Below are 16261 nucleotides of genomic sequence, written 5' to 3' on the forward strand. Positions count from 1 at the left end.
CCCTAACACCAGAAACGACAAAGGGCGCCTTTCGGCGCCCCTTCACAGACAGATCGGCTTGTCATCGCCCTTATCTGTCCGGCTCTGCGACTGCTGGTTGACCAGGATCCTCAGAGTCTCACAAGCCCCTTTCGGGAACACGATCAGTATTGCCCGAAATGGAGTCTCGGACAACAGATGGCAACTCACCTATTTTCGACAAGCTCGGCGAAATCACAAGCCCAACGCCCTGCGCACCGCGACTTTGATGGCATGGAACTCATCTGTTTCAAGTTGTGAAATGACGTACACACGATTTCCTTGGCGATCACGACTCTTGATTCGATCTAGTCTGGAGAGACTTACTGTCGCGACCATATCGCATTTCGCCCAACAGGTCGGGCTCGCTCCCTGCAAATGACTGGCTAGCTCCAGATGGTGTTCAAGCATACAGTCCGGAGCGGTTGTACTCAGCGGAACAACTGTTACCAACAAGCGGTTGCTCCTGTGCTTTCGTATCACGACAACAGGTCGGACCTTGACCATCTCCGGAACTTCATAGCCCCTGAAGTCGCATATCAGCACACTGCCTTCCTTGGGTTGATATTGAAGTGGCATCCAATGGCACTCAGCTAAAGAAATCGATTCTGCGCAAGAATCGGGAAAACCACTAAGTTCAATCCATTACTTAAAATGTCCCGAGTGCAACGACTTACTTACGACTTCACTCCTTCAACCTTACGCGTCAGCAGTTCAACAAACGCCTTGGCCATCGCCGACTTCTGGTCCTTGCGCTGCACCAACCAAACCGCCGACACCGCCGCCGGATCAAGCAACGGGCGATAAACCACGCCATCAATACGCATCCGCTGATAAGACGCCGGCAACACCGAAACGCCGAGCCCCGCCGCCACCAGCCCGATGATGGTCATCGCCTCTCCGGCCTCCTGGGCAAAGTGCGGGCTGAAGCCTGCGTCCCGGGCCAGGCTGAGCAGTTGTGCATACAGACCACTGCCATAGCTGCGTGGAAAGAACACGAAAGGCTCAAGGGCCAGGGCTGACAGAAACAGGCCCTCTTCGCTCCCCTCTACCAACGGGTGCTTGGAACTGAGCACCGCGACCAGCGGCTCACGCATCAGCTCGACTACGCTGAGGCAGTCCGGCAGCCCGAGCGGGCGCATGATGCCGACCTCAATCGACTCGTCCACCAGCGCATCGGCCACCTGGGTACTGCTCATTTCCCGCAGATTCAGATGCACCGCCGGGAAACGCTGACGGAAAGAGAAAATCGCCTGGGGAATGGTCGAGTTGAACGGGGCGGATGAGGTGAAGCCAATCTTCAATTCACCCAACTCACCCAGTTGCGCCCGTCGCGCGACATCCGCCGCTTTATCAACCTGCGCCAGCACCAGCCGCGCCTCTTCCAGGAACAGCCGACCGGCCTCGCTCAGCTCGACCCGACGATTGGTACGCTCGAACAGCCGCGCGCCGACTTCCTGTTCCAGTGCCTGGATTTGCTGGCTCAGCGGCGGCTGGGAGATGCCCAGCACCTGTGCGGCGCGGCCGAAGTGCAGTTCTTCGGCGACGGCGATGAAGTAGCGCAGATGACGCAATTCCATGGAAACCCCATTAGGTCGTAAAAGCTATCAAACAGGTCGAACAATATATTGGATTGAATCATTAGCCAGCTATATGCTTTTTTCATTGCCTGACCGGCTGCGTCCTCCGAGGTCCCACCGTGAAAACTGCTGTCGCCCCACTCGCCCATGAAGTGCCTCCCTTAGCGACGGACGCTATCGCCGTTGAGCTGGCGGAGATCTACATCGAAAAAGGCACGCCAGCGTTCATGCGCACGGTGCTGGCGCTGTTCTGCGGCGGCTTCGCGACCTTCGCCCTGCTGTATTGCGTGCAACCGATGATGCCGCTGCTGTCCGACGAATATTCCATCAACGCGGCGCAAAGCAGCCTGATCCTCTCTGTCGCCACCGGCATGCTCGCTTTCGGCCTGCTGATCACGGGCCCCATCTCCGACCGCGTCGGGCGCAAACCGGTGATGGTTGCCGCGCTGTTCGCCGCCGCCCTGTGCACCCTTGCCAGCGCGATGCTGCCGAGCTGGCACGCGGTGCTGGCGATGCGGGCGCTGGTGGGCCTGTCATTGAGCGGGCTGGCGGCGGTCGCCATGACTTACTTGAGCGAAGAGATCCATCCGCAACACATCGGCCTGGCGATGGGCCTGTACATCGGCGGCAACGCGATTGGCGGGATGAGCGGGCGCTTGATCACCGGGGTACTGATCGACTTCGTCAGTTGGCACACGGCAATGCTGGTGATCGGCGGCTTGGCCCTGATTGCGGCGGCGGTGTTCTGGAAAATCCTCCCCGAATCGCGCAACTTCCGTTCCCGCTCGCTGCACCCGCGCAGCCTGCTCGACGGCTTCACCATGCACTTTCGCGATGCCGGCTTGCCGCTGCTGTTCCTCGAGGCCTTTGTGCTGATGGGGGCGTTCGTCACGCTGTTCAACTACATCGGCTATCGCCTGCTGGCCGAGCCGTATCACATGGAACAGGCGTTCGTCGGGATGCTCTCGGTGGTGTACCTGTCGGGTATCTACAGCTCGGCGAAAATCGGCGCCCTGGCCGACAAGCTCGGTCGACGCAAAATGCTCTGGAGCACCATCGCGCTGATGATCGCCGGCCTGGCGCTGACAATGTTCACACCGCTGTCGCTGGTGATCATCGGCATGCTGGTGTTCACCTTTGGTTTCTTCGGTGCCCATTCGGTGGCCAGCAGCTGGATCGGCCGCCGCGCCACCAAGGCCAAGGGCCAGGCGTCATCGCTGTACCTGTTCAGCTACTACGTCGGGTCGAGCATTGCCGGTACGGCGGGTGGCGTGTTCTGGCACCTGGGTGGCTGGAACGGGATCGGGCTGTTTATCGGCACGCTGCTGGTGATTGCGCTGCTGATCGCGCTGAAGCTGGCGAAGTTGCTGCCATTAGGCGGTGTAAAAGCTTGAAGCCACTTTTTCCTGCTATCCACATGTAACTGTGGGAGCGAGCTTGCTCGCGATAAGGGCTTTACACTCAACATTTCTGTTGACTGATCGACCGCTATCGCGAGCAAGCTCGCTCCCACAGAAAAGCCGAGGGTTTTGTCAGATCACGATCACTCGTGATATTGCGCCGACAATTCATGCACGGCACGCAGGAATGCACCGGCGTGTTCCGGATCGACTTCCGGCGTAATGCCATGACCAAGGTTGAACACGTGGCCACTACCTTTGCCGTAGCTGGCGAGAATGCGTCCGACTTCAGCGCGAATGGCTTCCGGTTTGGCGTAGAGCACGGTCGGGTCCATGTTGCCTTGCAGCGCGACCTTGTCGCCAACACGGGCACGGGCGTTGCCGATGTCGCAGGTCCAGTCCAGGCCCAATGCATCAGCACCGGCATCGGCGATGCTTTCCAGCCACAGGCCGCCGTTCTTGGTGAACAGGATGACCGGCACCTTGCGACCTTCGTGCTCGCGGATCAGGCCGCTGACGATTTTGCGCATGTAGGCCAGGGAGAACTCCTGGTACGCCGCTGCCGACAGGTTGCCGCCCCAGGTATCGAAGATCTGCACCGCTTGCGCACCGGCCATGATCTGGCCGTTGAGGTAGCTGGTGACCGATTGCGCAAGCTTGTCCAGCAACAGGTGCATGGCTTGCGGGTTGTCGTAGAGCATGGCCTTGGTCTTGCGGAAGTCTTTCGACGAGCCGCCTTCGACCATGTAGGTCGCCAGGGTCCATGGGCTGCCGGAGAAGCCGATCAACGGTACACGTCCGTTCAGTTCACGACGGATGGTGCTGACCGCATCCATCACGTAGCCGAGGTCTTTCTGCGGATCGGGAATCGGCAGGGCTTCGATGTCGGCCAGGGTGCTGACGACCTTCTTGAAGCGCGGACCTTCGCCGGTTTCGAAGTACAGGCCCTGGCCCATGGCATCGGGGATGGTCAGGATGTCGGAGAAGAGGATCGCCGCGTCCAGTTGCGGATAACGGTCGAGCGGTTGCATCGTGACTTCGCAAGCGAACGCCGGGTTCATGCACAGGCTCATGAAATCGCCGGCCTTGGCGCGGCTGGCGCGGTATTCAGGCAGGTAGCGACCGGCCTGACGCATCATCCACACGGGAGTGACGTCTACGGGTTGCTTGAGCAGGGCGCGCAGGAAACGGTCGTTCTTCAGGGCAGTCATGTCGGCATCCGGAAAAAAAGTGCGGGCATTTTCTCAGAGCCGGGCGCAAAAGGCACGGCAAGAGCGGAGGCTTTTGTCTATCGGGTCAATTTGTCGCAATGAAATAAAGAGTTTAGCAACACCGCGAAACAACTGTGGGAGCGGGCTTGCTCGCGAATGCGGTTTGTCAGGCAACAAAACTGTCGACTGACACTCCCTCTTCGCGAGCAAGCCCGCTCCCACATGTTTACTGCATTTCAAGTCTGGATCGGGTGCTTAGACGCCCAGGTAATCCAGGATCCCTTCAGCAGCATTACGGCCTTCGAAGATCGCCGTCACCACCAGGTCAGAACCGCGCACCATGTCGCCACCGGCGAAGATTTTCGGGTTGCTGGTCTGGTGCTTGTACTGGCCTTGCTCCGGTGCCACAACGCGGCCCTGGCTGTCGGTCTGGATCTCGAACTGCTCGAACCACGGCGCCGGGCTAGGGCGGAAACCGAAGGCGATGACCACGGCGTCGGCCGGGATGATCTCTTCGGAACCCGGGATCGGCTCGGGGCTGCGACGGCCACGGGCGTCGGGCTCGCCGAGACGGGTCTCAACCACCTTCACGCCTTCGACCTTGTCTTCGCCGACAATCGCGATCGGCTGGCGGTTGTAGAGGAACTTCACGCCTTCTTCCTTGGCGTTCTTCACCTCTTTGCGCGAGCCCGGCATGTTCGCTTCGTCACGACGATAGGCGCAGGTCACCGACTTGGCGCCCTGGCGGATCGACGTACGGTTGCAGTCCATCGCCGTGTCGCCACCGCCCAGGACCACGACCTTCTTGCCTTTCATGTCGACGAAATCTTCCGGCGACTTTTCAAAGCCCAGGTTGCGGTTGACGTTGGCGATCAGGAAGTCCAGCGCGTCGTACACGCCTGGCAGGTCTTCACCGGCAAAACCGCCCTTCATGTAGGTGTAGGTGCCCATGCCCATGAATACGGCATCGTATTCTTCGAGCAGTTGCTCCATGGTCACGTCCTTGCCCACCTCGGTGTTGAGGCGGAACTCGATGCCCATGCCGGTGAAGACTTCGCGGCGATTGCTCAACACGGTCTTTTCCAGCTTGAACTCGGGGATGCCGAAGGTCAGCAGACCGCCGATTTCCGGGTTCTTGTCGAACACCACCGGGGTCACGCCGCCACGCACCAACACGTCGGCGCAACCCAGGCCCGCAGGCCCGGCACCGATGATCGCGACACGCTTGCCGGTCGGCTTGACCTTGGACATGTCCGGACGCCAGCCCATGGCGAACGCGGTGTCGGTGATGTACTTCTCCACCGAACCGATGGTCACCGCGCCAAAGCCGTCGTTGAGGGTGCAGGCACCCTCGCACAGACGGTCTTGCGGGCACACCCGGCCGCAGACTTCCGGCAGGGTGTTGGTCTGGTGCGACAACTCGGCGGCCTGGAGGATGTTGCCCTCGGCCACCAGCTTCAGCCAGTTGGGAATGAAGTTGTGCACCGGGCACTTCCATTCGCAATACGGGTTACCGCAACCCAGGCAGCGGTGGGCCTGGTCGGCCGACTGCTGGGGTTTGAAGGGTTCGTAGATTTCCACGAACTCTTTCTTGCGTTGACGCAACAGTTTCTTCTTCGGATCCTTGCGCCCGACCTCGATGAATTGGAAGTCGTTGCTGAGACGTTCGCCCATCTTCAAAACCTCTTACACGACAGCTTCAAGCTACAAGCTTCAAGCTGCAAGACAATCACGATGGCAGGCACAACGCGCTCTGCTGTTAACTTGCGGCTTGAAGCTTGCCGCTTGCAGCTGCGTCGTTACTGCGGATTCGCACGAGTACTGGAGAGCAGAGATTTCAAGCTCGCCGCCTTAGGTTTGACCAGCCAGAAACGACGCAAGTAATCATCGAGGTTCTCGGCGAGTTCACGACCCCACTCGCTGTCGGTCTCCTCGACGTACTCGTTCAGCACGCGTTGCAGGTGGCTACGGTAGGCTTCCATCGCCTCGCCGCTGATCCGCTGGATTTCCACCAGTTCGTGGTTGACCCGGTCAACGAAACTGTTGTCCTGGTCGAGCACATAGGCGAAACCACCGGTCATGCCAGAGCCGAAGTTATAACCGGTCTTGCCCAACACGCAGACGAAACCACCGGTCATGTACTCGCAGCAGTGATCGCCAGTGCCTTCCACCACGGTGTGGGCACCGGAGTTACGCACGGCGAAGCGCTCGCCCGCGGTGCCAGCGGCGAACAGCTTGCCGCCGGTAGCGCCGTACAGGCAGGTGTTGCCGATGATGGCACTGTCCTGGGTGCGGTAGACGCTACCCTTCGGCGGCACGATCACCAGCTTGCCGCCGGTCATGCCCTTGCCGACGTAGTCGTTGGCGTCGCCTTCCAGGTACATGTTCAGGCCGCCGGCGTTCCACACACCGAAACTCTGGCCCGCAGTGCCCTTGAAGCGGAAGGTGATTGGCGCATTGGCCATGCCCTGGTTGCCGTGCTTGCGCGCGATTTCGCCGGAGATCCGTGCACCAATGGAACGGTCGCAGTTGCAGATATCCAGGGCGAATTCAGCGCCGCTCAGGTCGTTGATCGCCGAGGTGGCCATGTCGACCATTTTCTCGGCCAGCAGGCCTTTGTCGAACGGCGGGTTGCGGTCCACGCCACAGAACTGCGGTTTGTCCGCCGGCACGTGGTCGCTGCCCAGCAACGGAGTCAGGTCGAGGTGATGCTGCTTGGCGGTCTGGCCTTCGAGGACTTCCAGCAGATCGGTACGGCCGATCAGCTCCTCGAGGGAACGCACGCCCAGCTTGGCCAGCCACTCACGGGTTTCTTCGGCGACGTAGGTGAAGAAGTTCACCACCATGTCGACGGTACCGATGTAGTGGTCCTTGCGCAGCTTCTCGTTCTGGGTCGCGACGCCGGTGGCGCAGTTGTTCAGGTGGCAGATGCGCAGGTATTTGCAGCCCAGGGCGATCATCGGCGCGGTGCCGAAGCCGAAGCTTTCAGCGCCGAGGATGGCCGCCTTGATCACGTCGAGGCCGGTTTTCAGGCCGCCGTCGGTCTGTACCCGGACCTTGCCGCGCAGGTCGTTGCCGCGCAGGGTCTGGTGGGTTTCGGCCAGGCCGAGTTCCCACGGCGCGCCCGCGTATTTGATCGAGGTCAGCGGCGATGCACCGGTGCCACCGTCGTAGCCGGAGATGGTGATCAGGTCCGCGTAGGCCTTGGCCACACCGGCGGCGATGGTGCCGACGCCCGCTTCCGCTACCAGCTTCACCGAGACCAGCGCTTTCGGGTTGACTTGTTTCAGGTCGAAAATCAGCTGCGACAAGTCTTCGATCGAGTAGATGTCGTGGTGCGGTGGAGGCGAGATCAGGGTCACGCCTGGCACTGCGTAACGCAGCTTGGCGATCAGACCGTTCACTTTACCGCCCGGCAGTTGACCACCCTCGCCCGGCTTGGCGCCCTGGGCGACCTTGATCTGCAGCACTTCAGCGTTGACCAGGTATTCCGGAGTCACACCGAAGCGGCCAGTGGCAACCTGCTTGATTTTCGAGCTCTTGATGGTGCCGTAGCGTGCCGGGTCTTCGCCGCCTTCGCCGGAGTTGGAACGCGCACCGAGGCGGTTCATGGCTTCGGCCAGGGCTTCGTGAGCTTCCGGCGACAGGGCGCCCAGGGAGATACCAGCGGAGTCGAAGCGTTTGAGCACCGATTCCAGCGGTTCGATCTCGCTCATATCCAACGGAGTGTCGAGGGTTTTGACTTTCAGCAGGTCGCGGATCATCGACACCGGGCGGTTGTCCACCAGCGAGGTGTATTCCTTGAACTTGCTGTAGTCGCCCTGCTGCACAGCCGCCTGCAGGGTGTTGACCACGTCCGGGTTGTACGCGTGATATTCGCCACCGTGGACGAACTTCAGCAGGCCGCCTTGCTGGATCGGCTTGCGCGGACTCCAGGCTTCGGTGGCCAGGGCTTTCTGCTCGGCTTCGATGTCGACGAAACGCGCACCCTTGATACGGCTCGGCACGCCACGGAAGCTCAGGTTGCAGACCTCCTCGGACAGGCCGATGGCCTCGAACAACTGCGCACCGCGGTACGAAGTGATGGTCGAGATGCCCATCTTCGACAGGATCTTCAGCAGGCCCTTGGTGATGCCTTTACGGTAGTTCTTGAACACCTCATAGAGGTCGCCCAGTACTTCACCGGTACGGATCAGGTCACCCAGCACTTCATAAGCCAGGAACGGATAAACGGCAGAGGCACCGAAACCGATCAACACGGCGAAGTGATGCGGGTCACGAGCGGTCGCGGTTTCCACCAGGATGTTGGAGTCGCAGCGCAGGCCTTTTTCGGTCAGGCGGTGGTGCACCGCGCCGGTGGCGAGCGAAGCGTGGATCGGCAACTTGCCCGGGGCAATGTGACGGTCACTCAGCACAACCTGGGTACGACCGGCGCGCACGGCTTCTTCGGCCTGATCGGCGACGTTGCGGATGGCCGCTTCGAGGCCGACGCTTTCGTCGTAGTTCAGATCGATGATCGCGCGCTCGAAGCCCGGACGATCGAGGTTCATCAGCGAGCGCCACTTGGCTGGGGAAATGACCGGCGAGCTGAGGATCACGCGCGAGGCGTGTTCCGGCGACTCCTGGAAAATGTTGCGCTCGGCACCGAGGCAGATTTCCAGCGACATGACGATGGCTTCACGCAGCGGGTCGATCGGCGGGTTGGTGACCTGCGCGAACTGCTGGCGGAAATAGTCGTACGGCGTGCGCACGCGCTGGGACAGCACGGCCATCGGCGTATCGTCGCCCATCGAGCCCACGGCTTCGTAGCCCTGTTCGCCGAGTGGACGCAGCACCTGGTCGCGCTCTTCGAACGTGACCTGGTACATCTTCATGTACTGTTTGAGCTGATCGACGTCGTAGAACGCCGAACCGTGGTCATTGTCTTCCATGGTCGCCTGGATGCGCAGGGCATTCTTGCGCAGCCATTGCTTGTACGGATGACGGGACTTCAGGCGGTTGTCGATCGCATCGGTGTCGAGGATCTGACCGGTTTCGGTGTCCACGGCAAAGATCTGGCCCGGGCCCACACGACCCTTGGCGATCACATCTTCAGGCTGGTAGTTCCAGACACCGATTTCCGAAGCCAGGGTGATGAAACCGTTCTTGGTGGTGACCCAACGCGCCGGACGCAGACCGTTACGGTCGAGCAGGCACACCGCGTAGCGACCGTCGGTCATTACCACGCCAGCCGGGCCGTCCCACGGTTCCATGTGCATCGAGTTGTATTCGTAGAACGCACGCAGATCCGGGTCCATGGTCTCGACGTTCTGCCACGCTGGCGGAATGATCATCCGCACGCCACGGAACAGGTCGATGCCACCGGTGACCATCAGCTCCAGCATGTTGTCCATGCTCGAGGAGTCCGAACCCACGCGGTTGACCAGCGGGCCGAGCTCTTCCAGGTCCATCAGGTCGTTGGTGAACTTGGTGCGACGGGCCACGGCCCAGTTGCGGTTGCCGGTGATGGTGTTGATCTCGCCGTTGTGCGCCAGGAAGCGGAACGGTTGAGCCAGCGGCCATTTGGGCAGGGTGTTGGTGGAGAAGCGCTGGTGGAACACGCAAATCGACGTTTGCAGGCGCTCATCGCTCAGGTCCGGATAGAAGGCGGTCAAGTCCGCCGGCATCATCAGGCCTTTGTAAATGATGGTCTTGTGCGAAAAGCTGCAGACGTAGTGGTCGGTGTCGGCGGCGTTGGCCACGGACGAGCGACGACGGGAGGTGAACAGCTTGACGGCCATGTCCTGGTCGCTCAGGCCTTCACCACCGATGAACACTTGCTCGATCTGTGGCAGGCGCTCAAGGGCCAGGCGGCCGAGGACGCTGGTGTCGATCGGCACTTTGCGCCAGCCGACCAGTTGCAGGCCAGCGGCCAGGATCTCGCGGTTCATGTTCTCGCGAGCGGCTTCGGCTTTGACCGGGTCCTGGTTGAAGAAGACCATGCCCACCGCATATTGCTTGGGCATTTCGACGCCGAAGGTTTCCTGGGCGATGGCTCGCAGGAACACGTCCGGCTTTTGAATCAGCAGACCGCAACCGTCACCGGTCTTGCCGTCGGCATTAATCCCACCGCGGTGGGTCATGCAGGTCAGGGCCTCGATGGCCGTTTGCAAAAGGGTATGACTGGGCTCGCCCTGCATATGGGCTATCAGGCCGAAACCACAGTTATCCTTGAATTCATCTGGTTGGTACAGACCTGCTTTCATAGACACTTTCTCACCAGGCTGCCTCTGATCGAGGCAAATTTCTTTTCAATTCAACCACTTGCCATCCGCGCCGAACGTACGCCAGCTTTGCGGGGACAAAAGGGAGGTCATTGTACACACCGACACTTGGCCTCACAAATTTGACGACGAAATGTCGCAAATCCATGTCGCATTTGTGAAAGGTTTAAAGCGATCTGCTGTGCTAGTCAAAACTTTTTTAATTTTGACCGCAACGACTCAAAGACTACTGTGACGCAGACACCACAAGGCACGCGGCCTGGAAGGCAGCGCGCACTTGTAGAAATTTTGAGGTGCTTGGAGAGGCGGCCTGGGTAAGGCCGCCGAATCTTCAGCGAGTTGTTGCCAGTTCCTGTTGGACGCTGGCGACAGTGCGAGGCCAAGGTTTACCAGCCTGAACCTTCGCTGGCAAGGCCTTGATGGCGGAAACGGCTGCATCACGATTGGCGAAGTTGCCGTAGGTGATCACGTAGAGCGGCTTGCCATTGAGGACTTTCTTGAAATAGCGGTACTCGCCGCCCTGCTCCTTGACGAAGCTTTGCGCGGCCGTTTCGGAGCTGGTGCCGAGGATTTGCACCACGTAGTTGCCCGGTGCCTGACCGGCGTACCAGGTGCCACCAGCCGCTTTGGCCGCCGGAGCCGGTTTCTCGGCAGGCTTGGCCGCCGCAGCAACGGCTGGCTTGGCTGGCGCTGGAGCAGGCTTGGCCACTGGAGCAGGGGCTGGCTTGGCGGTGGCGACCTGAGTCGGCGCAGGTGCCGGCGCAGGTGTCGGTTTGGCAGCCGGCGTCGGCGCAGGGCCGGCAGGAACGCCCACAGGCGGCGCGGTGGTGGTCACCGTCGGCGGTGTGGCGCTGGAGCCTTCAACCGGAACGCCGTCGTCGCCTTCGGTAATGCCGCCTGCGGCCTCAGCCAGCGGGGCGCGCATGACCGGTTGCGAGTTGCCGACCAACGGCAACGGCATCGGCTGCGTGTTGCCGGCGAATTCGACGGCCGGAGCACCGCCATTCGCGGTTGGCTGGCCCTGGCCAAGCGGCAGTTGCGCCTGTTCATTGGCGGGCGCACCGGTGGTCGGTGCCTTGTTGCGACCCGGCATCATCCAGGCGGCAGCTACCGCAACCACGACTACGGCGGAAATCGCCAATACGTGTTTCTTCGGCATATTGAACCCCATTTTTGGACGCTTGACCGCAGAGCGGCTGGCGATCATGGCTTCGATCATCGCATCGCGGGCGACCTGATTGATGCTGCCAGGCCAACCTTCGGAGCTTTCGTGAATATCAGAGATCTGATTCGCGGTGAAAAGTTCGATGCCGCGGCCAGCGCCCTCGAGCCGCTGCTCCAGATACTCGCGGGTTTCGTCCTCGGTATAGGGCTGCAGTTCGATGACGTGGAATCGCTCTTCCTCGAGATGCAAAGCCTCAAGCTGAGCGATCAGCGAGGTCTCGCCGAACAGGAACACATGCGGGCGACCTTCAGGCGCACCGGCCGCCAGGACCATCAGAACTTCAAGGCCGGACTCATCGAGCTGTTCGGCATCATCGACCAGCAAATAGACTTCCTGGCCGGTGAGTGCAAGCTGCACCACCTGGGCCAGAATAGCGTCGGCATCCGCCTGGGCGACATTCAGCGCCTGGGCCACCTGACGCAGCACGCCGGCCGCATCGCCGGCGCCACGGGCGGACACCACCACGCTTTGTACCGACTGCTTGTTGGTGCTGGCGACCAGGGCCTGACGCAGCAGGGTCTTGCCACTGCCCTCGGGACCGGTGACCACCAGCAACAGCTGACTGTAGCGGGCCAGGTGATGCAACTGCCCCAGCACGGGTTTGCGCTGGGCCGGGAAAAATTTGAAGCCAGGCACCCGTGGAGCAAAAGGGTCATGACTCAACTGGTAATGGCCGAGGAAAGCCTCGTCGGCATGCAAACTAGTCATCGTGTTCTTATTAACCTTTAAGCTGAGCCAGGGCGCGGTAGTCTGCCCCCAGCGTGGCCTGTAGAACCTCTTTCGGATAATCGTCGGTCACCACCGCTTCACCCATGCGGCGCAGCAGCACCAGGCGCAAACGACCGTCGATCACTTTTTTATCAATGGACATATGTTCGAGGAAATCGGCTTCTGTCATCTCTTCTGGCGGGATGACAGGCAGCCCTGCACGCTGGAACAGACGAATGCCGCGATCACGCTCCTGCTCGCTGATCCAGCCCAGTCGCGCGGACATTTCCAGCGCCATCACGGTGCCGGCAGCCACCGCCTCTCCATGTAGCCAGACACCATAGCCCATGTGGGTTTCGATGGCGTGGCCAAACGTGTGGCCCAGGTTCAACGTGGCACGAACGCCCGTCTCTTTCTCATCGGCACCGACCACCGCGGCCTTGGCTGCGCAAGAGCGCTCGATGGCATAGGTCAGGGCTTGCTGATCCAGGTTGCGCAGGCGGTCGACGTTGTCTTCGAGCCAGGTCAGGAACGGCTCATCACAGATCAGCCCGTACTTGATGACTTCAGCCAGACCGGCGGACAGTTCGCGCGCCGGCAGGGTATTGAGGCTGGCGGTATCGATCAGCACCACGTTCGGCTGATAGAAGGCGCCGACCATGTTCTTGCCCAGCGGATGGTTGATCCCGGTCTTGCCGCCCACCGAGGAGTCGACCTGCGACAGCAGCGTGGTCGGAACCTGGATGAAATCGACGCCGCGCTGGTAGCAGGCGGCGGCAAAGCCGGCCATGTCACCGATCACACCGCCACCGAGGGCGATCACCGTGGTGCGGCGGTCATGTCGCGCGGTCAGCAGACCGTCGAAAATCAGCTGCAGGGTTTCCCAGGTCTTGAAGGCTTCACCGTCGGGCAGCACCACGGAAATCACCGAGTACTGCGCCAGGCTGCGGGTCAGACGCTCAAGATAGAGCGGTGCAACAGTCTCGTTGGAGACGATCGCCACTTGCCGTCCGCGAATGTGCGGGGCCAGCAGCTCGGGCTGATCCAACAAACCTTCGCCAATATGAATCGGGTAGCTGCGCTCGCCTAGATCAACCTTGAGTGTCTGCATGTGTCCCCACAGTGAAGATGAATCAGGCGTCCTGCCTTGAGTTAACGAATATCCACGGCATCTGCTGGTGTGACGCCGTTCGGTAGCCATCTGCCACAACCTTGAGCGGTCATGGCCAAACGCCGAGGATAGCGCATTTCGCGCGGCGCTTTAACGGGGTGGCAACTGCTGCAGGCGCTCTAGAATGTCGAGTACGACCATTCGTGGTGGTCGCTCATCGGTTTCGACCACCAGGTCGGCAATTTCCCGGTAAAGCGGATCGCGGATCGCCAACAGATCCCGAAGGGTCTTGGCCGGATCGGCAGTTCGCAACAATGGTCGATTGCGGTCACGGGCCGTGCGGCCGACCTGCTGCTCGACCGACGCATGCAGATAAACCACCCGCCCACCGGCATGCAGTGCCCGACGATTGGCTTCGCGCATGACCGCGCCACCACCTGTCGCCAGCACCACTCCGTCGTAATCGCACAGCTCGGCAATCATTGCCTGCTCGCGATCACGAAAGCCCGGTTCGCCTTCTTTATCGAAGATCCAAGGGATATTGGCGCCCGTGCGCAATTCAATTTCCTTATCGGAATCTTTGAATGGCAGGCGCAGCTCTTTGGCCAGCAACCGGCCGATGGTGCTTTTTCCAGCACCCATCGGTCCTACAAGAATCAAATTTCGCACAGAATCAATGACTCACAGCAATCGCCTGATTGTTCATGATACGCGGAGTGAGGAATACCAGCAGCTCGGATTTTTTCTCCGAAACCACATCACGCCGGAAAAGGCGGCCAAGATACGGCACATCGCCAAGAAATGGCACCTTATCTACGACCTTGCTCTGAGTATTTGAGAAAACGCCGCCAATGACGATGGTCTCGCCATCGTTGACCAGGACCTTGGCGTTGACCTCGTTTTTCTTGATCGGTGGTACATCCTGGACCTTGTTCAGGTAGTCCGGCTCGTCCTTGGTCACCTTGACCTCCATGATGATCCGGTTGTCGGGCGTGATCTGCGGCGTCACCTCCAGCGACAGCGAAGCCTCCTTGAACGACACCGAAGTCGCGCCACTGGAACTGGCCTCCTGATAGGGAATCTCGGTGCCCTTGAGGATCTTGGCGGTTTCCTTGTCGGACGTGACCACCTTGGGTTGCGAGACGATTTCCCCGTTGCCGGTTTTCTCCATGGCCGTCAGTTCCAGGTCCAGCAAGACGTTATCGGTGATGAACGCGATGCCGATTCCCGAGGTGTTGTTGGCTACGCCCATGTCGACGAACGGCGAGTTGGTGCTGGTACTGCCGGGCGTGCCAATGGTCGACGACCCGTTGAGTCCATTGCTGACACCGGAGGTGTTCCAGTTTCCCCGGTTCTGTATCGATCCGCCCCAACGCACCCCGAGGCTTTTGTCATAGTCGACGTTGGCTTCGACAATGCGCGCCTCGATCATGACCTGACGCACAGGGATATCCAGCTGCGTGACGATCCTGCGCAGCTCATCAAGCCGGTCCTGGGTCTGGTAGGCAATGATGTTGTTGGTGCGCTCGTCGACAGTGATCGACCCCCGCTCGTCGGGTTTCGCTTCGGCACTGGTCACCGACTGGAAGAGCTTGGCGATGTCCGCCGCCTTGGCGTAATTCACCTGCAACAGTTCCCGGCGCAACGGCGCCAGATCGGCAATCTGCTTTTGTGATTCCAGTTCCTGTCGCTCACGGGCAGCAATTTCATCGGCCGGCGCAACAAGCAGGACATTACCGACCTTGCGCTTGTCCAGCCCCTTGGTTTTCAGCACCAGATCCAGCGCCTGATCCCACGGCACGTTCTGCAGACGCAACGTGATGCCACCCTGCACCGTGTCGCTGGCCACCAGATTGAGGTTGGTGAAATCGGCGATCAATTGCAGCACCGACCGCACATCGATGTCCTGGAAGTTCAGCGAAAGCTTCTCGCCGCTGTAAGCCTGTGGCCCGGCATTGCGCTTTTGCAGGTCGTCGACCGTCGCCGGGCGAACGCTGACCGTGAGCTTGCTGTCGGTCTGATAGGTCGAGTAATCGAACGCACCACCGGGCTCGATGCTGATGATGGCTCGATCGCCGCTCGCGCTGGCCTTGACGAACTGCACGGGGGTGGCGAAATCCTTCACATCCAGACGCACGCGCAACGGCTCGGGCAATCGGGTTTTGGCAAACCCGACAATAATCTTGCCCTCGCGCTGTTGTATGTCGGGCGCAATCGATGGGTCCGACAAGTCGATCACCACGTTGCCCTCGCCCTGCGTCCCTCGCTGAAAATCCACACCCCGAATGGCCTTGCCTGGCGTCGCAGCGGCGCGTGCCGGCATTGCCGGGGCCGTCGGCCTGGGTGTCGACGGTTTGACGCCCTGCCCGACAACCACCAGCAAATTGTTGCCTTCAATTCGCGAGTCGTACGGGGCCGACTGAGCCAGGTTAATGATCAATCGCGTACGTCCCCCGGCCTCCACCACCGTTGCACTACGGGCATTTCCACTACCGAGATCGCGAGTCTTGCTGGCCAGTTGACTGGCGACACCTGGCAAATCCAGCGCAATCCGGGCCGGCGACTCCGTCATGTAACCCTGAGGCAGCGGGGGCGGTGCATCGAACGACAACTTCAACTCGACCCGGTCTCCCGGCAGTGCGGCGACATCCAGCGCCTTGAGATTGGCCGCTTGTACCATCGGCGACAACATCGCTATCCATAGCGAAAGGCCGAAGGCGGAAAAAATCCTGTTCATTATTCGGG

General features: G+C 60.5%; 10 protein-coding genes. 1 reads left to right on the top strand and 9 read right to left on the bottom strand.

The features are described 5' to 3' along the window. Positions 1-213: 213 nt before the first annotated feature. Positions 214-597, bottom strand: a complete 384-nt coding sequence (locus AC3WN7_RS02650; protein ID WP_102673208.1) for a type II toxin-antitoxin system PemK/MazF family toxin — start codon at positions 595-597, stop codon at positions 214-216. Between the two features lie 98 nt (positions 598-695). After that, a complete protein-coding gene (locus AC3WN7_RS02655; protein ID WP_102673209.1) occupies positions 696-1598 on the bottom strand; it encodes a LysR family transcriptional regulator in 903 nt (300 codons plus the stop codon). A gap of 89 nt (positions 1599-1687) precedes the next feature. Between AC3WN7_RS02655 and AC3WN7_RS02660 the strand changes: the two genes are divergently transcribed. Further along, positions 1688-2992: an MFS transporter gene (locus AC3WN7_RS02660; RefSeq protein WP_219735700.1), complete on the top strand. Its 1305-nt coding sequence runs from the start codon at positions 1688-1690 to the stop codon at positions 2990-2992. 149 nt (positions 2993-3141) lie between these two features. On the opposite strand, the gene hemE is transcribed toward AC3WN7_RS02660, so the two are convergent. The 7 genes from hemE to AC3WN7_RS02695 form a co-directional block, all read right to left on the bottom strand. Continuing rightward, a complete protein-coding gene (gene hemE, locus AC3WN7_RS02665) occupies positions 3142-4209 on the bottom strand; it encodes a uroporphyrinogen decarboxylase (protein ID WP_095964623.1) in 1068 nt (355 codons plus the stop codon). A 255-nt stretch (positions 4210-4464) separates the two neighbouring features. Next, positions 4465-5883: an FAD-dependent oxidoreductase gene (locus AC3WN7_RS02670; protein WP_095964622.1), complete on the bottom strand. Its 1419-nt coding sequence runs from the start codon at positions 5881-5883 to the stop codon at positions 4465-4467. A gap of 125 nt (positions 5884-6008) precedes the next feature. Further along, on the bottom strand, positions 6009-10454 hold the full coding sequence (gene gltB, locus AC3WN7_RS02675) for a glutamate synthase large subunit (protein ID WP_102673211.1): 4446 nt from the start codon (positions 10452-10454) through the stop codon (positions 6009-6011). A gap of 349 nt (positions 10455-10803) precedes the next feature. Further along, complete coding sequence (locus AC3WN7_RS02680) at positions 10804-12405, bottom strand: AAA family ATPase (protein WP_102673212.1); 1602 nt, start codon at positions 12403-12405, stop codon at positions 10804-10806. 10 nt (positions 12406-12415) lie between these two features. Further along, positions 12416-13516: a 3-dehydroquinate synthase gene (gene aroB / locus AC3WN7_RS02685; protein WP_095964619.1), complete on the bottom strand. Its 1101-nt coding sequence runs from the start codon at positions 13514-13516 to the stop codon at positions 12416-12418. Between the two features lie 150 nt (positions 13517-13666). Further along, a complete protein-coding gene (aroK, locus tag AC3WN7_RS02690; RefSeq protein WP_015093141.1) occupies positions 13667-14185 on the bottom strand; it encodes a shikimate kinase AroK in 519 nt (172 codons plus the stop codon). Positions 14186-14189: 4 nt separating this feature from the next. Continuing rightward, the gene (locus AC3WN7_RS02695) at positions 14190-16253 is read right to left on the bottom strand and encodes a type IV pilus secretin PilQ (protein WP_102673213.1); all 2064 of its coding nucleotides are present in this window, start codon (positions 16251-16253) and stop codon (positions 14190-14192) included. Positions 16254-16261 lie beyond the last annotated feature (8 nt).

The organism is Pseudomonas sp. FW305-70, from assembly GCF_058783925.1.

Coding starts and splice junctions, on each gene's coding strand:
- gltB (WP_102673211.1), bottom strand. CDS start 10,454: ATGAAAGCAGGTCTGTACCAACCAGATGAATTCAAGGATAACTGTGGT.
- hemE (WP_095964623.1), bottom strand. CDS start 4,209: ATGACTGCCCTGAAGAACGACCGTTTCCTGCGCGCCCTGCTCAAGCAA.
- AC3WN7_RS02655 (WP_102673209.1), bottom strand. CDS start 1,598: ATGGAATTGCGTCATCTGCGCTACTTCATCGCCGTCGCCGAAGAACTG.
- AC3WN7_RS02650 (WP_102673208.1), bottom strand. CDS start 597: ATGCCACTTCAATATCAACCCAAGGAAGGCAGTGTGCTGATATGCGAC.
- aroB (WP_095964619.1), bottom strand. CDS start 13,516: ATGCAGACACTCAAGGTTGATCTAGGCGAGCGCAGCTACCCGATTCAT.
- AC3WN7_RS02695 (WP_102673213.1), bottom strand. CDS start 16,253: ATGAACAGGATTTTTTCCGCCTTCGGCCTTTCGCTATGGATAGCGATG.
- AC3WN7_RS02680 (WP_102673212.1), bottom strand. CDS start 12,405: ATGACTAGTTTGCATGCCGACGAGGCTTTCCTCGGCCATTACCAGTTG.
- AC3WN7_RS02670 (WP_095964622.1), bottom strand. CDS start 5,883: ATGGGCGAACGTCTCAGCAACGACTTCCAATTCATCGAGGTCGGGCGC.